The 19,787-nt window shown below is 62.8% G+C and carries 15 protein-coding genes; 11 read left to right on the forward strand and 4 right to left on the reverse strand.

Annotation, left to right across the window (positions count from 1 at the left end; all coding sequences use genetic code 11):
• The first annotated feature begins 133 nt into the window (after positions 1 to 133).
• The 4 genes from iolB to iolG all read left to right on the forward strand — a co-directional run bounded on the left by iolB (position 134) and on the right by iolG (position 4,829).
• On the forward strand, positions 134 to 928 hold the full coding sequence (iolB, locus tag DLM46_RS09630) for a 5-deoxy-glucuronate isomerase (protein ID WP_115100532.1): 795 nt from the start codon (positions 134 to 136) through the stop codon (positions 926 to 928).
• A gap of 54 nt (positions 929 to 982) precedes the next feature.
• Positions 983 to 2,512, forward strand: a complete 1,530-nt coding sequence (locus DLM46_RS09635) for a CoA-acylating methylmalonate-semialdehyde dehydrogenase (RefSeq protein WP_115100533.1) — start codon at positions 983 to 985, stop codon at positions 2,510 to 2,512.
• Between the two features lie 98 nt (positions 2,513 to 2,610).
• Positions 2,611 to 3,732, forward strand: coding sequence for a porin (locus DLM46_RS09640; RefSeq protein ID WP_115100534.1), 1,122 nt, complete (start codon positions 2,611 to 2,613; stop codon positions 3,730 to 3,732).
• 89 nt (positions 3,733 to 3,821) lie between these two features.
• The gene (gene iolG, locus DLM46_RS09645) at positions 3,822 to 4,829 is read left to right on the forward strand and encodes an inositol 2-dehydrogenase (RefSeq protein ID WP_115100535.1); all 1,008 of its coding nucleotides are present in this window, start codon (positions 3,822 to 3,824) and stop codon (positions 4,827 to 4,829) included.
• Positions 4,830 to 5,000: 171 nt separating this feature from the next.
• Here iolG and DLM46_RS09650 read toward each other — a convergent pair whose 3' ends face one another.
• A complete protein-coding gene (locus tag DLM46_RS09650; protein WP_115100536.1) occupies positions 5,001 to 6,164 on the reverse strand; it encodes a porin in 1,164 nt (387 codons plus the stop codon).
• Positions 6,165 to 6,471: 307 nt separating this feature from the next.
• On the opposite strand from DLM46_RS09650, the gene DLM46_RS09655 reads away from it, so the two are divergent.
• Entirely contained in the window at positions 6,472 to 7,278 is an 807-nt protein-coding gene (locus tag DLM46_RS09655; protein WP_115100630.1) for a MetQ/NlpA family ABC transporter substrate-binding protein, read from the forward strand.
• 14 nt (positions 7,279 to 7,292) lie between these two features.
• On the opposite strand, the gene DLM46_RS09660 is transcribed toward DLM46_RS09655, so the two are convergent.
• Both DLM46_RS09660 and DLM46_RS09665 read right to left on the reverse strand, forming a co-directional pair.
• Positions 7,293 to 8,408: a succinylglutamate desuccinylase/aspartoacylase family protein gene (locus tag DLM46_RS09660; RefSeq protein WP_115100537.1), complete on the reverse strand. Its 1,116-nt coding sequence runs from the start codon at positions 8,406 to 8,408 to the stop codon at positions 7,293 to 7,295.
• Positions 8,409 to 8,675: 267 nt separating this feature from the next.
• The gene (locus tag DLM46_RS09665) at positions 8,676 to 9,458 is read right to left on the reverse strand and encodes an ABC transporter substrate-binding protein (protein WP_115100538.1); all 783 of its coding nucleotides are present in this window, start codon (positions 9,456 to 9,458) and stop codon (positions 8,676 to 8,678) included.
• Between the two features lie 871 nt (positions 9,459 to 10,329).
• On the opposite strand from DLM46_RS09665, the gene DLM46_RS09670 reads away from it, so the two are divergent.
• Both DLM46_RS09670 and DLM46_RS09675 read left to right on the forward strand, forming a co-directional pair.
• The gene (locus DLM46_RS09670) at positions 10,330 to 11,409 is read left to right on the forward strand and encodes an ABC transporter substrate-binding protein (protein ID WP_244306042.1); all 1,080 of its coding nucleotides are present in this window, start codon (positions 10,330 to 10,332) and stop codon (positions 11,407 to 11,409) included.
• Positions 11,409 to 13,229, forward strand: coding sequence for a diguanylate cyclase domain-containing protein (locus DLM46_RS09675; RefSeq protein WP_115100539.1), 1,821 nt, complete (start codon positions 11,409 to 11,411; stop codon positions 13,227 to 13,229). The genes DLM46_RS09670 and DLM46_RS09675 overlap by 1 nt, the downstream gene beginning before the upstream one ends.
• Positions 13,230 to 13,277: 48 nt before the next feature.
• Here the strand turns inward: DLM46_RS09675 and DLM46_RS09680 are convergent, their stop codons facing one another.
• Entirely contained in the window at positions 13,278 to 14,786 is a 1,509-nt protein-coding gene (locus tag DLM46_RS09680; protein WP_115100540.1) for a mannitol dehydrogenase family protein, read from the reverse strand.
• 276 nt (positions 14,787 to 15,062) lie between these two features.
• On the opposite strand from DLM46_RS09680, the gene manD reads away from it, so the two are divergent.
• From manD to DLM46_RS09700, 4 genes are all read left to right on the forward strand, one after another.
• A complete protein-coding gene (gene manD / locus DLM46_RS09685; protein ID WP_115100541.1) occupies positions 15,063 to 16,271 on the forward strand; it encodes a D-mannonate dehydratase ManD in 1,209 nt (402 codons plus the stop codon).
• Positions 16,272 to 16,371: 100 nt separating this feature from the next.
• Positions 16,372 to 17,418, forward strand: a complete 1,047-nt coding sequence (locus tag DLM46_RS09690; protein ID WP_115100542.1) for an L-idonate 5-dehydrogenase — start codon at positions 16,372 to 16,374, stop codon at positions 17,416 to 17,418.
• A gap of 100 nt (positions 17,419 to 17,518) precedes the next feature.
• Positions 17,519 to 18,811, forward strand: a complete 1,293-nt coding sequence (locus DLM46_RS09695) for an MFS transporter (RefSeq protein WP_115100543.1) — start codon at positions 17,519 to 17,521, stop codon at positions 18,809 to 18,811.
• Between the two features lie 72 nt (positions 18,812 to 18,883).
• A complete protein-coding gene (locus DLM46_RS09700; RefSeq protein WP_115100544.1) occupies positions 18,884 to 19,714 on the forward strand; it encodes a GntR family transcriptional regulator in 831 nt (276 codons plus the stop codon).
• Positions 19,715 to 19,787: the final 73 nt, after the last annotated feature.

Raw genomic sequence — 19,787 nt, forward strand, 5'->3', positions numbered from 1 at the left:
CCCCCCAAGGGGGCCGCTGCCTCCCTTGGGGCGGCCCGGCGGGAGGCATGATGAACGACCCCCACGCTCACATTCGTTCGCTGCCCCCCAGGGGGGCCGCTGCCTCCCTTGGGGCGGCCCGGCGGGAGGCCGCATGAGCCTGCTCGTCAAGGGAAAGCCCACGGGGTGCGAGATTGTCACAGTGACGCCTGCTAGCGCCGGTTGGCTTCACGTTGGGTTTGCCGCTCAACGCTTCGCGCGTGGCGGGCATCTGACGTTCGATACCGGCGTGACCGAAGTGTGTGTGGTCGTGCTCGCGGGTATCGTCAGCGTCGGCACCCCGCAGCAGACATGGAAAGGAATCGGCGCGCGCCGCAGCGTGTTCGAGGCGCGCTCGCCGTATGCGGTCTATGTGCCGCCGCACACCGCGGTGACGATCGATGCTCACGACGATGCCGAAATCGCGCTGGCCAGCGCGCCGGCCAAGGGACGGTACGAAGCTCGCCTGATCGAACCTGACACGATTGCCCGTTCGGTGCGCGGCAGTGGAACGAATACGCGCTACGTCTGCGACATCCTTCCTCAAACCGAACCCGCCGAGTCGTTGCTGGTAGTCGAGGTGCTGACACCGGCGGGGCACGCATCGAGCTATCCCCCGCACAAGCACGACGTCGACGACATACCGGTGGAAAGCTACTTGGAAGAAACCTATTACCACCGCCTCAATCCGCCGCAAGGCTTTGTCTTCCAGCGTGTCTATACCGACGCGCGCGACATCGATGAAGCGCTGGCAGTCGAGGATCACGACGTCGTCATGGTGCCGCGCGGCTATCACCCGGTGGTGATGCCGCATGGCTACGACGGCTATTACCTGAACGTGATGGCCGGGCCGAAGCGTGCGTGGCACTTCAAGAACGATCCTGCTCACGAGTGGATGTTGTCGCGATAGCTGGGACGCTCAGTTCCCTAGTTGATTTATCCCCCTATGTTCTAAGGATGCCTTATGGAAGCGGCAGGAATCGGTACGTCTTTTCAAGGTGGCGTGACAGTCATCGCTAATTTTATCGGCGGCAAGCATAAGTCAGGCTCGAGCGAGCGTCTGGCGCCCGTCTATAACCCCGCGACCGGTGAGATTGCTTCGCACGTCGCGCTTGCTTCAAAAACCGACGTCGACGCCGCGGTGGCAGCGGCCGCAACGGCATTCCCGGCATGGGCGGCGACACCGCCTCTCAAGCGTGCTCGCATCATGTTCCGTTTCAAGGAACTGATCGAACGCAATCTCGACCGGCTCGCCGCGACGATTACGGCAGAGCACGGCAAGGTTCTGTCCGATGCGAAAGGCGAGGTGATTCGCGGCCTCGAAGTGGTGGAGTACGCGTGCGGCATCACCGAACTGTTGAAGGGCGACTATACCGAGCAGATCGCCAAAGGCATCGACGGATGGACGATGCGACAACCGCTCGGCGTCGGCGTGGGTATCACGCCATTCAACTTTCCGGCGATGGTGCCGATGTGGATGTTTCCGATGGCCATCGCGTGTGGCAATACCTTCGTCCTGAAACCGTCCGAACGCGACCCGACAACCAGCGTGCTGCTTGCCGAACTTCTGCAGGAAGCGGGGTTGCCGGACGGTGTGTTCAACGTCGTGCAGGGTGACAAGTCAGCCGTCGATGCGCTGCTGGACCATCCGAAGGTCAAGGCGGTGAGCTTCGTCGGTTCGACGCCAATCGCCGAATACATCTACTCGCGCGGCTGCTCGAACGGCAAACGCGTGCAGGCGTTGGGCGGTGCGAAGAATCACATGGTGGTGATGCCGGACGCCGATCTGGACCGCACCGTGGATGCATTGATGGGCGCCGGCTACGGCGCGGCCGGCGAGCGTTGCATGGCGATTTCGGTGGCCGTCGCGGTGGGGTCGATCGGCGACGCACTGGTCGATAAGCTTGCGGCGCGCGTGCGCGAATTGCGCGTCGGACCCGGAACGGCGGCTGCCAGCGAAATGGGACCGGTCGTTACCGCGCAGCATCGCGAAAAGATCGTCGGCTATATCGAATCGGGCCTAGCGGAGGGCGCGCTGCTTGTCGTCGACGGACGCGAGCGGGTGGTGCCCGGTCATGAGCGGGGATTTTTCCTCGGCGGCACGCTGTTCGATCATGTCACACCCGATATGAAGATCTACCGCGAAGAAATCTTCGGGCCGGTGGTCTGCATCGTCCGCGCTGCGGATTTCGCCACGGCATTGGCGCTCGTCGATGAACACGAATACGGCAACGGCGCGGCGATTTTTACCCGCGATGGCGAGGCGGCGCGCGAGTTCAGTCATCTGGTACAGGCCGGCATGGTTGGCGTCAACGTGCCCATTCCTGTGCCGATGGCGTTCCACAGCTTTGGTGGCTGGAAGAAGAGTCTTCTTGGCGATCACCATGCGCATGGTCCGGAGGCGGTGCGTTTTTACACACGGCAAAAGGCCGTTACGCAACGCTGGCTAGGCGGTCGCGCACACGGCGCAGAGTTTGCAATGCCGACGATGTAGGTCCGACCGTCCCCCGCGTTAAAAGACAAAGCATCGCGGCATACGACGATGCGGGCGGCGGTTTTTATACAACAAACAATCATGGTTAAGGAGACACGATGAAAAATGTATTTTTGGGTGTACTGATCGGTGCATGTTCATTCGCTGGTGCGACAGCGCGAGCACAAAATTCAGTGACGCTTTATGGCGTCGCGGACGCCGGGTTCGATTTTCTCAGCCAGGTGCAGACCGGCGTTGGCACGACTGCTTCGCGTTTGCGCGCTGAAAGCAGCGATTTTGGGGCGAGCCGGTTTGGGCTGCTCGGCAAAGAGGACCTGGGCGGGGCGCTGGCAGTCATTTTCAATCTCGAATCGGGTACGAACCTGATGTCGGGAACCGCCGGCAGTAGCGGCGGGCGTCTCTTTAGCCGCAAGGCACTGGTCGGTCTCAACAGCGAGCAGTACGGGCGGCTTCAGATGGGACGCAATCTGTTCATTGCGAACGATCAGTGGGACGCGGACCCGATGGTGCAGCAGGCCTATTCGTCTACCGCACTCGTTCGAAGCCGCAATGTGCCGATCACGAGCAACAACATCGAGTATCAATCACCCTCTATTGGTGGTTTCAGTGCGCATGTGCAGTATGCACTCGGCAATCAGGCCGGCGCATTCAACAGCGGGGCGACCGGCGAAGCGGGGCGCAGCGATGGGGTGCAATTGACATACAAGAACTCGCTTTTCATGCTTCGAGGCATGTACGACGAATTGCGGGACTCGAGCGGGCGCATGAGCAACGTATTTACCAGCTCACGGGAGTTCTTCGTCGGCGCCAACCTGTATGTGAATGCGTTCACGCTGCAGGCCGCTTACACGCATCTCAGCGCGCCGGACACGCCTGCCGGTCTCGCGCGCAGCGCGGATCACTATTGGCTCGGCGGGCAATACCGGCCGACGCCTGCGCTGACGCTCAACGGCGCTGTTTACTACATTCATGTCGGGTCTGGTGCGGGAGACGCGACGCACGATCCGTCCGGCCACGCAACGATGTTCGCGACTGGTGCGACGTACAGCCTGTCGAAGCGCACGCTCCTGTATGCGACGGTTGCGCACGTGCGCAACGCGAGCGGGTCGAATTTTTCTGTGGTGAACAACAACCCCGGTCTGAATAACGACAATCTCGACAACCCATTGCCGGGGCGTTCGCAAACCGGTGGTTATATCGGCATCAACCACTCGTTCTAACCAGGTGTGTTGACGTCAGGCGCTATTTACAGCTCTTGCCCACGGGCAAGAGTTTCATTTCGACGAAATCCATTAAACGGAAGAATACGATGATTGACATTGCTTTGTTCGGAGCCGGCCGCATCGGTAAGATTCACGCAGAGAACCTCGTACGTCAGGCGGGCGTGCGGCTCAAGTATGTGGTCGACATGCACGTGCCTTCGGCGCAGGCGCTCGCGCAGATATACGGCGCGAAAGTGACGGACGTTGAAGGCGCGCTGGGTGACCCTTCGGTCGGCGCCGTTGTCATCGCGTCGAGTACGAATACCCATGCGGATCTGATTATCAGCGCGGCGAATGCAGGCAAAGCAGTGTTTTGCGAAAAGCCCGTGGACCTGACAGTCGAGCGTTCGCGTGAGAGCGCAGCGGCGGTTGCCCGCAATGGTGTGACCTGCATGATCGGCTTTCAACGCCGTTTCGATCCGACGTTCGCGGCGCTCAAGGCGCGCATCGAGCGTGGCGAGATCGGCGACCCGGAGATGCTGATCATTACGAGCCGGGATCCGGGTGCGCCGCCTGTCGACTATATCAAGAGCTCAGGTGGCATTTTCAAGGACATGCTGATCCACGATCTGGATGTGTTCCGCTGGATCTTGGGCGACGAGGCGCAAACGCTTCACGCGACCGGCAGTTGCCTGACCGATCCGGCTGTTCAGGATGCGGGCGACATTGATTCGACTGCGGTGACGATCCGCACCGAACGCGGACTCCTGTGTCAGATCAACACGTCGCGCCGGGCCGCCTATGGTTACGATCAGCGCTTCGAAGTGCTCGGCAGCAAGGGTATGCTGCAGGCAGGCAATGTGCGGCCCACCGAAGTGACTGGCTGGTCGGCCAATGCCGTGTCGGTCGACGTGCCGGAGCCGTTCTTTCTCGAGCGTTATCGGCAGGCCTATGCCGCGGAAATGGCACATTTTGTCGAGGCGCTGACCACCGGCACACCTGTGCGTACGACAATCGATGATGGCGTCAAGGCACTCGAGTTGGCTCAACTCGCTACGCTTTCGTGGCAGAGGAAAGGCGAGACGCTTCAGGTGATGTCTGAGGGAGGCGCGTAACACCCTCTGGCGCGGCATAGCGGCGTCCTCGAAGCGCGGGAGTCGTTCATCACATCAGAGCCCCAATCGATGCGTCAGAGAAAGCGCGTTCCAAAAGAAAAACGCCCCGCAGGGCGTTTTTCAAAACCTCGGGACAGCAGGGAGCTCGCGCTTCCCGCCGACAACACGCGATCAGAACTTGTGACGGATACCGACGCGGAAGGCCAGCTGGTTGTCCGCACCCGTGCCCGACGTGCTGAAGTAGCTCGTGCTCGAACCGATCTGCGCTTGCAGATCTTGCGTGCCGTTGTGGCCTGCGGCGATCTGGTAGATACCCAGTGCGTACACGTCCGTACGCTTGCTCAGCGCGTAGTCGACGCTCAGGTCCACCTGGTTCCAGTGGCCCGTGTTGGCGTTGCTCAGGTGCATGTAGGTGTAGCCTGCGCCTGCCGTCAGTGCCGGCGTGAACGCGTACTTCGCGCCAGCTTCGTATGCAGCGAACGTCGTCGTGCCGCCCGTGATCGGCTCGAAGCGCGTGTTCGTGTACAACGCCCACAGCGTCGCTGCACCGATCGAGTAACGGCCGCCGACGCCGAACGTGCGCAGATCGCGGACGCTGCCCGTCGACACATTGGCGATGGTCGTCGAGAACGAGGGCGTGGATTGGCTCGGGTAACGGATGTCCGTGTACGCCGCGCCGATGCCGAACGGGCCGTTCGCATAGTTCAGGCCGAAGCTGTATGCGCGCGACGAACCTGCGACCGGTGCCGCGACCGTGCCGCTTGCCGGCGAACCGGCGAATGCGCCAGCCTGGTTCGAGAAGCCGTACATCGCGCCGAAGGTCAGACCCGCGAAATTCGAGCTGCTGAACTTGACCGCGTTGTTGATGCGGCTCGACGTCAACTGGTCGACGTCGTTGATGTGATAAGCGTAGTTACCCGCGACGGTTTGGCCACCGGTCGAGTAGTTGCCGCCCAGGTAGTCCGTCGAAAAGGAATACTGGCGACCGAACGTCAGCGAGCCGATGTCGTTCTTCGACAGACCGACGTACGCTTGACGACCGAAGAGCGCGCCGCCCTGGCCGAGCGTGCCGTTGCCGCTGTTGAAGCCGTTTTCCAACACGAACAGCGCCTTCAGGCCGCCACCGAGGTCTTCCGTACCACGCAGGCCCCAACGGCTGCCTTGAGCAACGCCGTCGTCGTACTTGAAGAGCTTGTCGTGGCTGGTGCCCGACTTGGAGTTGTTCACGTAGCTGATACCGGCATCGATCAAACCATACAGCGTGACGCTGCTTTGCGCATGGGCGGCGCTGGCGAAGACGGCGAGAGTAGCGGCGGTCAATAGTTTCTTGTTCAAGACATTCTCCGATGAAAAATTAAGCGATCGCGACGCCGGCTCTCCGGCAAGGTCGTGCGATGGGCCGAAATTTAAGGGAATGCAGAGTAAGGTTTGTGACAGCTTTGGTTATATTTGCGACCTGTCGTGCCAGCGCGACACTCAGCGACACTCACATAGCTTCGCTATCGGAAATCACGCAGGCCGCCCGCGCATAAGCTTTTTCGGTTTCGCGCGGCTATGCGTATGAAAAATGATTGGTTTCAGGGCGCCGCGGCCGCATGCGACGATGCGCGCCTATCCATCAGAACCGCTTGTGGGGGAACGCATGCAACGCCGGACAATCATTCAGAATCTGCTCGCCATCGCCGCCGTTTCGCTGACGGCAACGTTTGCGCACGCGGACGGCAAACAACTCAGGATCGGCACGATGAGCGGCCCGGATGCACAGATCTGGTCGGTGGTGACCAAGGTCGCCGCGCGTGAAGGACTGAATGTGAAGGTCATCGAATTCAACGACTACGTGCAGCCGAATGCCGCACTGGACGCGGGCGACCTCGACGCCAACGGCTTTCAGCACCAGCCGTTTCTCGACAGCCAGATCAGGCAGCGCGGCTACAGGATCGTCAATGTCGGCCTGACCTATGTTGCGCCGATGGGCTTCTACGCGAACCAGCTCAAGTCGCTGAAGGACTTGCCCGAGGGCGCGAAGGTCGGCATCCAGAACGATCCGTCGAACGGCAACCGCGCGCTGCTGTTGCTGCAGAAGTACGGCGTGATCAAGCTGAAGCCGGGCGTCGGCACGAACGGCGTCAACGCGACGCCGCTCGACGTCGCCGACAACCCGAAGAAGATCAGGCTGGTCGAACTCGACGCCGCGCAATTGCCGCGTGCGCTCGGCGACCTCGACGCCGCGTCGATCAATACCGACTACGCGGTCAAAGCCGGCCTGCAGCCGACCAAAGACGCCATCGCGATCGAAGACCTCAAGGGTCCGTACGCGAATCTGATCGCGGTGCGTGCGCAGGACCGCAATCAGCCGTGGGTCAAGAAACTGGTGGCGGCCTATGAATCGGACGAGGTGCGCCGCTACATCGATACGCAATTCAAAGGCGCGATCATTCCGGCGTTCTGAGCGATCCGGTTTGATTAATTGCTCAACAGCGAGCCGCTTCTGAACGCCTTCGCGCCGGCAATGCGTGCGAACTCCAGGCCGGCCGTCGCGAAGCGCGTCAAATGCCGTGCGTACAACACGCCGGCCACACCGCTCTTCAAGGTCACGACGCGATCGGTCAGCGGATCGACGATATCGGCGATTTCCGTACCCGCATCGACCCAGGTGCCGACTTCGCAGCGGTACACCAGTACGCCGCTGATCGGCGCGACGAGCGGCTCGGCGCCGGCGAGCGGCGTCGCGGCGAATTCGAGCGCAGGTAGCGGGGCGGGCGTCCCTTCGATCACGCCGCGCGAGGTCAGGTACTCGATGATCGCCTGTGCATCGCGCTCGGCGTATTCGTACGACACCTCGCGCTGGCCGCGCAGTTCGATCGTCACCGAGATCGCGCCGTTCGGAATCGGGAAGCGCTCGCCGTACCGGCCGCGCAGATCCGACCAGCAGAAGCTGTGAATTTCGTCGAACGGATTGCCCACCGAATTCAGCGCGAGCAATGACGCCTTCGCGTCCAGATAGCACGCGAGAGGCTCGACTTCCGGCCACAGATCGGGGTTCGTGTAGAGGTGCATCGCGGCTTCCCAGTCGCAATGCAGATCGAGCACGACGTCGGCGTCGTAGGACAGCTTTTGCAGCGCGAGACGCTGCGATTCAAGCTCGGTATCCGGCTCTTGCTCGTCGAGCGCCTCACGCATCGCCGCGCGGATCGCGAGGCGATTGGCGTCGATGTCCCCGCTCAGGCGCGCCTCGATGCGCGGCTGTATAAGCGCCGACAGGTCGTAGAAGTTACGGTTGAAGTTCTGCGCGGTGTTGGTTTCGAAGCGGCCGCTCAGGTGGCCGAGAAAGTGCTGATTCAGGCCGATCGGATTCGCCACCGGCACGATCACGACTTCGCCGCGCACCTTGCCGACGGCTTCGAGCGCGGCGAGCTTGCGGCGCAGCGCCCAGGACACCAGCATGCCGGGCAACTCGTCGGCATGCAGCGACGACTGGATGTAAATCTTCTGCCCGCCGCCGGGACCGTAGTGAAAACTCGTCAGGTTGCGGGCGGTGCCGAGCGTCGGTGCGATCAGCGGATGGGTTCGGGTTTGCATGGTTTTCAGGTGCGCTGGCAAGTGGGGCGGCCGCGCTATGTCGTTGATTACAGGGGGAAGATTGTCTCGTGGTCGGTTTGCGGCGGGCCGTCCGCGCGGCGCCTCGATCGCACGATCTTAGCCGATATGGCGGGGCGGATGGTTTTGCGCTGTATCGTGCGGAGGGTCTTGCAAACAAAACGGGCCCCGCGTGTGGCGGGGCCCGTCCTGGTTACGTTGCCTCGCGCGGCGCGCCTTCAGACACGCCACGCTGGGTCGGCTGCCGTATTAGCCGCCGTACACGTCGAAGTCGAAGTACTTCTTCTCGAGCTTCTTGTACGTACCGTCCTTGATGATGTCGGCAATCGCCTTGTCGACCTTCGCCTTCAGATCGGTGTCTTCCTTGCGCATGCCGATGCCGGCACCGTTGCCGAGGATCTTCGGATCTTCCAGATCCTTGCCGACGAACTCGAAGCCCGCGCCGCGCGGCGTCTTCAGGAAGCCGATGTCAGCTTGCACCGCGTCTTGCAACGCTGCATCCAGACGGCCCGACAGCAAGTCGGCGTAGACCTGGTCCTGGTTCTGATACGGCACGACCTTCGCGCCCTTCGCTTCCCAGTAAGTCTTTGCGTAGGTTTCCTGGATCGTGCCCTGCTCGACGCCTACCGACTTGCCCTTGAGCGAATCGGCCGTCGGCATGATGCCCGAACCCTTCTTCGCGACGAGGCGCGTCGGCGTGTTGAACAGCTTCGACGAGAAAGCAATCTGCTCGGCGCGTTGCGGCGTCATGGACATCGACGACAGCACGCCGTCGAACTTCTTCGCCTTCAGTGCCGGGATCATGCCGTCGAAGTCGTTTTCGACCCATACGCATTTGGCCTTCAGGCGTGCGCAGATTTCATTGCCGAGGTCGATATCGAAACCAGCGAGCTTGCCGTCCGAGCCCTTCGACTCAAACGGAGGATAGCTGGCGTCAACGCCGAAACGGATAGTCGACCAATCTTTAGCGTGTGCGCCAATCGAGACGGTGGCAAGCAGAGCGACCGTCAAAGCCGCTAGCAGTTTTTTCACTGTTTTACTCCTCGGTGTAGTTCAAATTCTCCCGCATGCGGTTGTGCCGTAGCGGGACGTCCGGCACGACTTACGACCGGACCTGGTTGAGTCTGCCGGCCGGGGCGGCCGGTAGCGCGCGCCAAGCTTACCAGTTCAAAAAGATTGGGTAGCTAGTGAAACACCGGATAGCGAACGAGAATAGCTTCTAAAGCCTGAATAGGGCGGTAATTTGACTGCATCGTTGATGCGAATCGTATCGCTTGGCTTTCTATCGCTTGCTGTTTGTAAAGGTGCTGTAAAGAACTTGGCTAGTGTGTGGATTCGAAGCGGATTTCGGCGCAGACCAGCTTGACTATCAGGCTGGCTGTGAAAATCACCTTGCTATTCCCTTCGCGCTCCCTGCCTCCTGCCCGTTGCCGAACGAATCCGCGGGTTCATCCCTGGCGGTGCCATGTCAGGCGCGCCAAGGCTTGCGCTTCGACCGTTCCCTCGACCCGATCCAATTAAAGATCCAGTGCGGCCATCCGTTATACATAAGTAAGCGCGAGGCGAGCCGTTGCGTGCATCCTGCCGGTAGCCTGTTCCCGCCGGTGCCGGCGAGACCTGGCCAACAACGCCCTCCCTGGCGCTATCATCGACGCGCTGCGCGCCTGCCATACAGCGTCGACGAGCTTATCTGTCTGAACGAAGTCATTCGACACCCTGCCGGCGGCCAACTGCCGCCTTTCGGTAGACGCTCGTCGTCACGGCATTGCGCCGGGCGATGTTGATGGAATGCACACGATTTGGAGGGCAGATGAAGTGCACGGTGGCAACCCATCTTTCCAGCCGCGAATCGCAGCCGGTGCCCGGCGCCCGGATGGCCGGCCCCCGGATGCCCGGCGCCCGGATGGCCGGCCCCCGGATCCATCGCGCAACGACGCTTTTTCCCGGATTTTTGACACTGCTGCTGAGCGCCGTTTTCTGCGCTAGCCTTTTATCTGCCGCGCCGGTTGCCGCCGACGAGAAGGTTCTGCGCGTGCTGGCATGGCCGGGGTATGCGGACGGCGACGTGGTCAAAGCTTTCGAAGCGCGTTTCCATGCGAAGGTGGAAGTCACGCTGGTCGATTCCGACGAGGCGCTATGGGACCAGATGCACACCAAAGACGCGCCGCAATTCGACGTGCTGGCAGCCAATACCGCCGAAATCCAGCGCTATACCCGCGCGAATCTGCTGACGCCGCTCGATCTGGCCAGTCTGCCCAATACCCGACGACAATTGCCGCGTTTTCAGGCGCTGTCGTCGATTCCGGGATTGACGGCGGCGGGCAAGGTGTACGCCATTCCATTCACCTATTCGTCGATGGGACTGATCTATGATCGCAAGCAGATTGCCGTTGCGCCGCGCTCGATGCGCGAATTGTGGAACCCGCGTTACCGCGGCAAGGTTCTCGACTTCAACAGCGCCCAGCATAATTTCTCGTTCACGGCGCTGGCACTGGGCTATGCTCATCCCTTTCAGCTCGATGCCGCGCAGATGCGGGTAATCGCCCACAAGCTGGTCGAGTTGCGCCGCAACTTGCTGACGTATTACACCCTGCCGGAAGAGGCGACCGCGTTCTTCATTCGACACAAGGCTGCCTTGATGTTCGGCAACTATGGCACCCAGCAGGTCGCTTTGCTGCGTCGCGCCGGCGCGGACGTGGGCTATGTGATTCCCGACGAAGGCGCGCTCGCGTGGCTCGACTGCTGGTCGATGACCCGTTCGGCGGCCGATCGTCCGCTTGCGCTCGCGTGGATCAACTACATGCTCGAACCGGACGTCAGCGAGTTGTTGACCCAGCGCCAGGGGCTCGCCAACACCTTGACCGAGCCCGCGGAATACCGCGACGACGCGCGCATCGTCTGGATCGGCCCGGTAGAGGACATCCAGCGGCGCGAGGAGCTGTGGCGCAAAATCGTGTCGGGAGACCGCTCGGAGCGCTTTTGATGATGCGTCCAGGCCTGACGTTCAAGTTGTCGGTGCTGCTTGCGTGCATTGGTGTGCTGGCGTCTGGCGCGACCGGCTATTACGCGTATCGTGCCAATCGCACGATGCTGGTGAACGAAGCCGAACACAGCCTGCTGACCTCGACGGAACTGCTGGGCCAGCGCTTTTCAGCGGCGATCGACGATGCCGCTGCCGACGCACAGGTGCTCGGCAGCATTCCGTCCGCGGCCGAGGTCGCGCAGACCGACGACGGTCTTGGCCCGAATGCGCCGCGCGAAAGTCTGGCACAGGTGTTTGCCAGTTTCATGACGCACCACCCCGAATATTTGCAGATCCGTCTGATCACCCGTGAGCACTACGGGCTGGAGCTGATCCGTTTCGATCGAGACGCGAGGCATACGCTGCGCGTCGAGGGGCGCGCGTTGCAGGAGAAAGGCCAGTTCGCGTACGTGTTCGATACGCTCGCCTTGCCGCCGGAGCGCATCTACACCTCGCCGATCACGATCAATCGCGAGTACGGCGCGCATTCGGCCGAAGGCAAACCGACGCTGCGGCTCGGCACGCCGGTGGCGAACGAACGCGGCGCGGTGGTGGGCGCCGTGGTTCTCGACATCGACCTCGCCGGATTGCTCAAACGGTTGCAGAGCGACCTGCCGCGCAACTATCAGGTCTATCTCGCCAACGAGTGGGGCGATTTCCTGGTCCATCCCGATGCGTCGAAAACGTTCGGCTTCGACAAGGGGCGGCGCTTCTTGATGCAGGACAGTTTTGCCGCCACCCGGCCGCTCTTCGAGCAGTCCGAAAGCGAAGTACTTCTGAACGGTCGGGCGCGCTCGGGGCAGGACGCAGGCCAGGTGCTCGCGTTCGTTCGCCGGCCGTTCGGCGGGGCCGAAGGCAATCGCTTCATCGTGCTGGGTCTCGCCAAGCCGCTCGACGATGTGCTCTCCGGCGCCAACCTGCTGGGCGGCCGGATCATCCGGATGGTGCTGATTTCGAGCGCGCTGGCGCTTCTGCTCGCGATCCTGTTTGCCCGCGCGCTCACCAAGCCTTTGCACATTCTGTCGCACGCAGCGACCCATCTGTTTGCCGGACACTCGATGGAAACGCTGCCGCTCAAACGCACCGACGAAATCGGCGTACTGGCGCGCTGCTTCGATCGTCTGCGCCGCGAAATCAAATCGCAAATGGATGTGCTGCATAACAAGCAACATGAACTTGTTCATCTCGCCACGCACGACATGTTGACCGGTCTGCCCAACCGCATGTTGTTCATGCAGAAGCTCGAGGCGGCGATCGAGGAGGCGACGCGGCGTGACGAACGGCTGGCCGTGCTGTTCGTCGATCTGGACCGCTTCAAGCAGATCAACGATCGGTTCGGCCATTCCGTCGGCGACAAGGTGCTCGTGGCGGTGGCGCGGCGTCTGAGAAACGGGCTGAACGCCGGCGATCTCGTGGCTCGGCTGGGCGGCGACGAGTTCATCGTGCTGATCCAAGGCTCGCGGTCCGCCGATGCGGCGCCCAGGATCGCGGTGCGGATCATGGACACGCTGAATGAGGCGTTGCCGATCGACGGGCATTGCCTGACGGTGGGCGCCAGCATCGGCATCAGCCAGTTTCCGCTCGACAGCGCCACTGCCGAGGCGTTGCTGCTCAACGCCGACGCAGCGATGTACGCGGCCAAATCCGGCGGCCGTTGTGCGTATCTGAGCTACCAGGACCTGCTCGACACGCAGAAGCTCGAAGAGGAGCGCCGCGCGCAAGCGGGCGCGGAAGGTGGCGACGTCGAGCCTACCGCTGGGAGCGCCGGTCTGGCGCTGTGAGCCGGGCTGAACGCCTGACGGTCCGGACGCTCGCGGCCAGCAACGCGTTCATTGCGAAGCGGCCGTCGCGCCGCGTGCGCCGTTTTCGTGGAGCAAGTGCAGCGCGTCGTGAAGCGCGGTGGTGAAGCGCGGCTGCGCGGCGAGATGCGCCGGAAACACTTCCCGCACGGACAACAACGCGGCGAGCAGCGCCTGAGGCTCGCCACGCGCCGACGCCGCGAGCGCTGTCAACCTATCGCCAAGCGGATCACTGATTTCGTAGCGTGTGCCGTCGTCCGCATGGCCACGTAAAAACATCATCCATGCAGCGACTGCCAGCGCCAGACGCGTGAACGGCTGGCCCGCCTCGATCCTGGCTGCAATTGTGCCGAGCAGACGCGGTGGAATCTTCTGGCTGCCGTCCATGGCGATCTGCGCGCAGCGATGTTTGAGCGCCGGGTTCGCGTAACGCTCGAGCAGTGCGTCCCGGTACGCGAGCAGATCGAACGACGCGGGCACGATCAGGGTCGGCGCGATTTCGTGCGTCATCATCGCGTGAATGAGATTGCGCATGGCGGGGTCGGCGATCGCCGCGTCGATGGTACCGAAGCCGCCCAGCATCGACAGATACGCAAGCGTCGAATGCGTGCCGTTCAGCATGCGCAGCTTCGCCAGCTCGAACGGCGTGACGTCGCCGACGAGTTGCGCGCCGACCGCGTCCCACGCGGGACGTCCCCCCGGAAAACGATCTTCGATCACCCACTGCCGGAACGGCTCGCATGGCACCGGCGCGGCGTCGCGATAGCCGAGCGCGGCGGCGGCCGTGGCGCGTTCGGCGCCGGTGGTGGCCGGCACGATGCGATCGACCATCGTCGATGGAAACGCGACCTCGGCGGCGATCCAGTCGGCCAACGACGGATCGAGTTGCCGTGCGAACGAACAGACCACCTGGCGCAGCGCGGCGCCGTTATGCGCGAGGTTGTCGCATGACAGTACGGTGAACGGCTTGCCGTGCGCAGTGCCGGCATTGCCCGCACTGTCACGCCGCTCGCGCAAGGCGGCCACGAGAATGCCCGGCACCGTGCGCGGCGCGAGCCGGTGTGCCAGATCGTGTGCGACGGCGGCATCGTCGAGCGCGACCTCGCCCGTTTTCGGGTCGCGGCAATAGCCTTTTTCAGTCACCGTCAGCGAAACGATTCGCACCAGTGGATCGGCAAGCCGTGCGAACAGCGCCGCGTGATCGTGCGGCATGGCCAGCACTTCACGCAGTGCGCGCACGACCGTCACATTCGCGCCGTGCGGCCCGCGTTCGACCACGCTGTACAAACCTTGCTGCGCCATGAGCGTGTCGCGCTTGCCGAGGTCGCCTTGCAGCGTCACGCCGCAAATACCCCAATCGCCACCCGCGGCCAGCATGGCTTCTTCCGTATAGAGCGCCTGATGCGCGCGATGAAAATTGCCGATGCCCAGATGCACGATGCCGATGCGCGGCTCGCGCCACTGCGGTGACAACAGGTGGGCTCCCAGTGCGGGCAATGCGTGGCGGGCGAGGCGCGGCAGGGCGTCGGCAGATGTCATGAGCGGCGATCCAGAGAGCGGGGACGGGCTTGAAAAGGGCTTAACAAGGGCTTAACAAGGGCCTGAAAAGGGTTTGAAAAACGGTGTCGATTAGCGGGAAAACCCTGATTTGACGATTGGATATACTTGTATGGTAGCATCGTTCGCACGGCTCCGGTGATGCATGACATAGGTGCTTTCGCCGCTCGGCCACCGCTCCAGAGCCGCCACGAAAAGCTGCGAGTTGCATGCCGCCGCATGGCGCGGTCCGCAACTCGCCTCTGCAAGGAAGATGTCATGAAGATCGTTCGCGCCGACGTGATCGTCACGTGCCCAGGCCGCAATTTCGTCACACTGAAAATCGTCACTGACGAAGGCGTGCACGGTATCGGCGACGCAACGCTGAACGGCCGCGAGCTTGCGGTCGCGTCGTATCTGCAAGACCACGTGTGTCCGCTGTTGATCGGTCGCGATCCGGGCCGTATCGAAGACACCTGGCAGTACCTGTACAAAGGCGCGTACTGGCGCCGCGGTCCGGTCACGATGACGGCGATCGCTGCCGTCGACATGGCGCTGTGGGACATTCTCGGCAAGGTCACGGGCATGCCACTGTACAAGCTGCTCGGCGGAGCGTCGCGCGACGGCGTGATGGTGTACGGCCATGCCACCGGCCGCGACATTCCCGAGGCGCTCGATCGCTACGCCGAACACATCGAAGCCGGCTATCGGGCCATCCGCATTCAATGCGGCGTGCCGAATATGCGCTCGGTGTACGGCGTATCGAAAGGTAGCGGCATGTACGAGCCTGCCACCAAAGGCGCGGTCGAAGAGCAGAGCTGGTCGTCGGAAAAGTATCTCGACTTCGTGCCGAAGTTGTTCGAAGCGGTGCGCGACAAGTTCGGTTTCGATACGCATTTGCTGCATGACGTCCACCACCGTCTGACCCCGATCGAGGCGGCGCGTCTCGGCAAGTCGGTCGAGACGTATCGCCTGTTCTGGATGGAAGACCCGACGCCCGCGGAAAATCAGGCCGGCTTCAGGCTGATTCGCGAGCATACGGTCACGCCGATAGCGGTCGGTGAAGTGTTCAACAGCATCTGGGACTGCAAGCAGTTGATCGAGGAGCAACTGATCGACTACATCCGCGCGACCTTGACGCACGCAGGCGGCATTACGCATCTGCGGCGCATTGCCGATTTTGCTTCGCTATACCAGGTGCGCACCGGTTGCCACGGCCCATCCGATCTGTCGCCGGTGTGCATGGGCGCAGCGCTCCACTTCGATCTGTGGGTGCCGAATTTCGGCGTGCAGGAGTACATGGGTTTTCCGGCGGAAGCGCTCGAGGTGTTCCCGCATGCATGGCGCTTCGATCACGGCATGATGCATCCCGGCGAGGCGGCAGGGCACGGCGTCGATATCGACGAAACGGCTGCCGCGCGTTATCCGTACGACCCCGCCTATCTGCCGGTCGCGCGTCTCGAAGACGGGACGCTGTGGAACTGGTGAGCGGGTGGCACGGCACATACGTCCGGGCAAACCTTCTCGCCGTCATCTTCTTCAATAGCGCAGCCCTGAGCGCGCGACTTTTGCCCTACCGGAGTTCACCATGCTGGCAGCCGTGCTTCACGAACCCAAACTGATCCGCATCGACGAAGTCGAGCCGCCCGAACCCGGCCCCGGCCAGGTGCGCGTGCGCGTGCGCGCCGGCGGCATTTGCGGTTCGGATCTCTCTTACTACTTCAAGGGCAAGAGCGGTGACTTCGCGGTGCGCGAGCCGTTCGTGCTCGGGCATGAGGTGGCCGGCGAGATCGATTTGCTCGGCGTGGACGTCGGCGCGGACCTGAACCTGACACCCGGGCAGCGCGTCGCCGTCAATCCTGGGCTCGCCTGCGGGACGTGCCGCTTTTGCATCGGCGGCATGCCGAATCACTGCCTCAACATGCGCTTCATGGGTAGCGCATCGACGTTTCCGCATACGCAGGGCATGTTCCGTCAGTACATCGTCGTCGCGGCGCGGCAGTGCGTGCCGGTGCCGGCTGGTGTCGATTTCGCGCAGGCGTCGATGGCCGAGCCACTCGCCGTTGCGTTGCATGCGGTGAAGCAGGCAGGCTCGCTGGTCGGCGCGAGCGTCCTGCTGGTGGGCTGCGGGCCGATCGGCTGCATTCTGCTGACGGTCGCCCGCCGCGCGGGCGCGCATCGCACAGTCGCGCTCGATCTGTCGAGCCGCGCGTTGCAGGTTGCCTGGCTGCTCGGCGCGGATCAGACCGTGAACGCCGCGGACAGCGCCACGATCGATCAATGGTCCGCGCAACGCGGCACCTTCGACGTCGTCATTGAAGCGTCGGGCAGCCCCGCGGGTCTCGACACGGCGCTGCGCTCGGCGCGGGCGGGCGGCACCGTGATCCAGGTGGGCAATCTGCCGGCAGGCCAATCGCCGGTGGCGGCCAATCTCGTGATGGCCAAAGAACTCCGCTACCAGGGCTCGTTCCGTTTCACCGACGAATACGCGATCGCCGCCGATGAAATCGCCTCCGGCAAGGTCGATCTGCGGCCGCTGATGACGCATGCGTTCGCGATGAACGAGGCGAACCACGCGTTCGAAGTGGCGCTCGACCGCTCGCAGTCGATGAAGGTGCATCTGAACTTCGACTAGGCACTCGACATCCACTGACCGTGACCGGGGCGTTGCATCCGCCGCGCCACCACAATTCATTGAAACGCCCGTGACGAGGCGAACGCAAAGGAGACATCCGATGATCAAAAGCCAACGCTGGTTTGTCGTTGCGCTGCTGTTTCTGGCAGGCGTGATCAACTATCTCGACCGCTCGGCGCTGTCGATCGCCGCGCCGCTGATCCAGAAGGACCTGCACTTCTCGCATGCGCAGATGGGCATCGTGTTCAGCAGTTTTTTCGTCGGCTACGCGCTGTTCAATTTTGTCGGCGGCGTGCTCTCGGACAAGGTCGGCGCGAAGCGCGTGTTCGGCACCGCGATGGGCGTCTGGTCGGTTTTCTGCGGGGCGACCGCATTGGCGACGGGCATCGGTTCGCTGATCGTGCTGCGCGTGTTGTTCGGCATGGGCGAAGGTCCGTTCAGTTCGTCGAACAGCAAGATGGTCAATAACTGGTTTCCACGCAGGGAAGTCGCGAGCGCGATCGGCGTGATCAGTTCGGGCACGCCGCTCGGCGGCGCGCTGGCCGGCCCGGTGGTCGGCTTCATGGCGGTGCAGTTCGGCTGGCGCTGGGCCTTTGTCGCGATCATGATGCTGGGGCTCGCGTGGCTCGTAGTGTGGGCGGCGACGACCACCGAACATCCGCACGAAAATTCGCGCGTGACGTCTGACGAGATGGATCTCATCCGCGCGGGCCAGGCCGATGAACATGCCATCGCTCACTCGGCCGATGGCGAACGGTTCGGTTTGGGCCACTTCTTGCGCAAGCCGATCATTCTCGCGACCGCCTTTGCGTTCTTCTCATACAACTACGTGTTGTTCTTCTTCCTGTCGTGGTTCCCGACCTACCTGACCGAAGCACATCATCTGAGCTTGCATGACATGAGCTTCGCAACCGTGATTCCATGGGTGCTCGGCAGCATCGGGCTGGCGGCAGGCGGCTTCATCTCGGACTTCATCTTGCGTCTGACCGGCAAGCCGCTGCTCTCGCGCAAGCTCGTCCTCGGCACCTGCCTCGGCGCGGCAGCGGTGTGCGTGGCGTTGGCCGGACGCGTTGCCAGCGTGCAGGGCGCGGTTGCGCTGATGTCGGTGTCCATCTTCTTCCTGTATGTGACGGGCGCGGTCTACTGGGCCGTGATTCAGGACACGGTGCCGCGCGAACATGTGGGCGGCGTGGGCGGTTTCGTGCATTTGCTGGCGAATCTGGCCGGCGTGATCGGGCCCGCGGTGACCGGCTTCATCGTCGAGGCGACTCACGGCACTTACGGCAGTGCGTTCGTGTTGGCGGGAGCGGTCGCGGTGCTCGGCGCGGCGTGCTCGCTGGTATGGATTCGTGAGCCGCGCGCAAGCGCTCTGCGGATGAAACGTGCATGGTAGTATGGTGCGACGCGCTTGCATGGGTTCAGCGCGCGTGCCGTCCCCCTCGTATTTCATCCGCTGCTTTGTCCGATGAACAAAAACCTTCACGCTGCCGACTCGTCTTTCTCCGCCGAGATGCCGCTCGCTGCGCCGCGCGCGCGGCGGCGCGCGGCCGTGCCGACTGGCCCGCGCGCCGAACTGCCGGATCTGACCGCCAGCGTCTCGTTCGATTCTCACGAGCCGATCGGCAAACAGATTTTCCGCGCGTTGCGCCAGGCGATTTTCGTCGGGCAGATGGTGCCGGGCACGCCACTCTCGGAGAAGGAAGTGTCGGACATGTTTCAGGTGTCGCGGCAGCCGGTGCGCGAAGCGTTCATCAAGCTGGTCGAAGCAGGCGTGCTGCAGGTGCTGCCGCAGCGCGGCACCTTCGTTAAACGCATTTCGCCGCGCCAGGTGCGCGAAGGCCGCTTCATTCGGGAAGCGATCGAGACAGCCGTAGTGCGCAAGGCGGCTGTGTCGATCACCGACGAACAGTTGCAGGCGCTCGCCGACAATCTTCGCGATCAGAAGCTCGCCGCGAAATCGAACGACACGGCCGCCTTCCTCGCGCTCGACGAAGCCTTTCACTATGCGATCGCCCAGGCCATCGACTGCACGGCGGCGTGGGAGACGATTCAGGACATCAAGGCGCAGATGGATCGGGTGCGCTATCTGAGCTTGCCCGACGTTTCGCCGCTCGACTTGCTGATCAGGCAGCATGCGAAGATTCTTGCCGGGCTGCGCGCGCACGACCCCAGCGCCGCGGAAGAAGCGATGCGCCGGCATCTGCGCGAGATTCTGGTGTCGCTGGGGCCGATTGCCGAGCGCAATCCCGAGTGGTTCGAAGCGGACGAGCTGGAGCGCGTACCGCTGTCGACCTGACGTGCTCCCATACGCGGCCCGGATAAGCGCTCCGATAAGCGGCCCGCGTGCCTTCCGTCTCGCATGCGGCCTG

Origin of the sequence: Paraburkholderia lacunae (assembly GCF_003353175.1) — a bacterium.
Classification (GTDB): Bacteria; Pseudomonadota; Gammaproteobacteria; order Burkholderiales; family Burkholderiaceae; genus Paraburkholderia; species Paraburkholderia lacunae.

Coding starts and splice junctions, on each gene's coding strand:
- iolB (WP_115100532.1), top strand. CDS start 134: ATGAGCCTGCTCGTCAAGGGAAAGCCCACGGGGTGCGAGATTGTCACA.
- DLM46_RS09635 (WP_115100533.1), top strand. CDS start 983: ATGGAAGCGGCAGGAATCGGTACGTCTTTTCAAGGTGGCGTGACAGTC.
- DLM46_RS09640 (WP_115100534.1), top strand. CDS start 2,611: ATGAAAAATGTATTTTTGGGTGTACTGATCGGTGCATGTTCATTCGCT.
- iolG (WP_115100535.1), top strand. CDS start 3,822: ATGATTGACATTGCTTTGTTCGGAGCCGGCCGCATCGGTAAGATTCAC.
- DLM46_RS09655 (WP_115100630.1), top strand. CDS start 6,472: ATGCAACGCCGGACAATCATTCAGAATCTGCTCGCCATCGCCGCCGTT.
- DLM46_RS09660 (WP_115100537.1), bottom strand. CDS start 8,408: ATGCAAACCCGAACCCATCCGCTGATCGCACCGACGCTCGGCACCGCC.
- DLM46_RS09670 (WP_244306042.1), top strand. CDS start 10,330: ATGGCCGGCCCCCGGATCCATCGCGCAACGACGCTTTTTCCCGGATTT.
- DLM46_RS09675 (WP_115100539.1), top strand. CDS start 11,409: ATGATGCGTCCAGGCCTGACGTTCAAGTTGTCGGTGCTGCTTGCGTGC.
- DLM46_RS09680 (WP_115100540.1), bottom strand. CDS start 14,786: ATGACATCTGCCGACGCCCTGCCGCGCCTCGCCCGCCACGCATTGCCC.
- manD (WP_115100541.1), top strand. CDS start 15,063: ATGAAGATCGTTCGCGCCGACGTGATCGTCACGTGCCCAGGCCGCAAT.
- DLM46_RS09690 (WP_115100542.1), top strand. CDS start 16,372: ATGCTGGCAGCCGTGCTTCACGAACCCAAACTGATCCGCATCGACGAA.
- DLM46_RS09695 (WP_115100543.1), top strand. CDS start 17,519: ATGATCAAAAGCCAACGCTGGTTTGTCGTTGCGCTGCTGTTTCTGGCA.
- DLM46_RS09700 (WP_115100544.1), top strand. CDS start 18,884: ATGAACAAAAACCTTCACGCTGCCGACTCGTCTTTCTCCGCCGAGATG.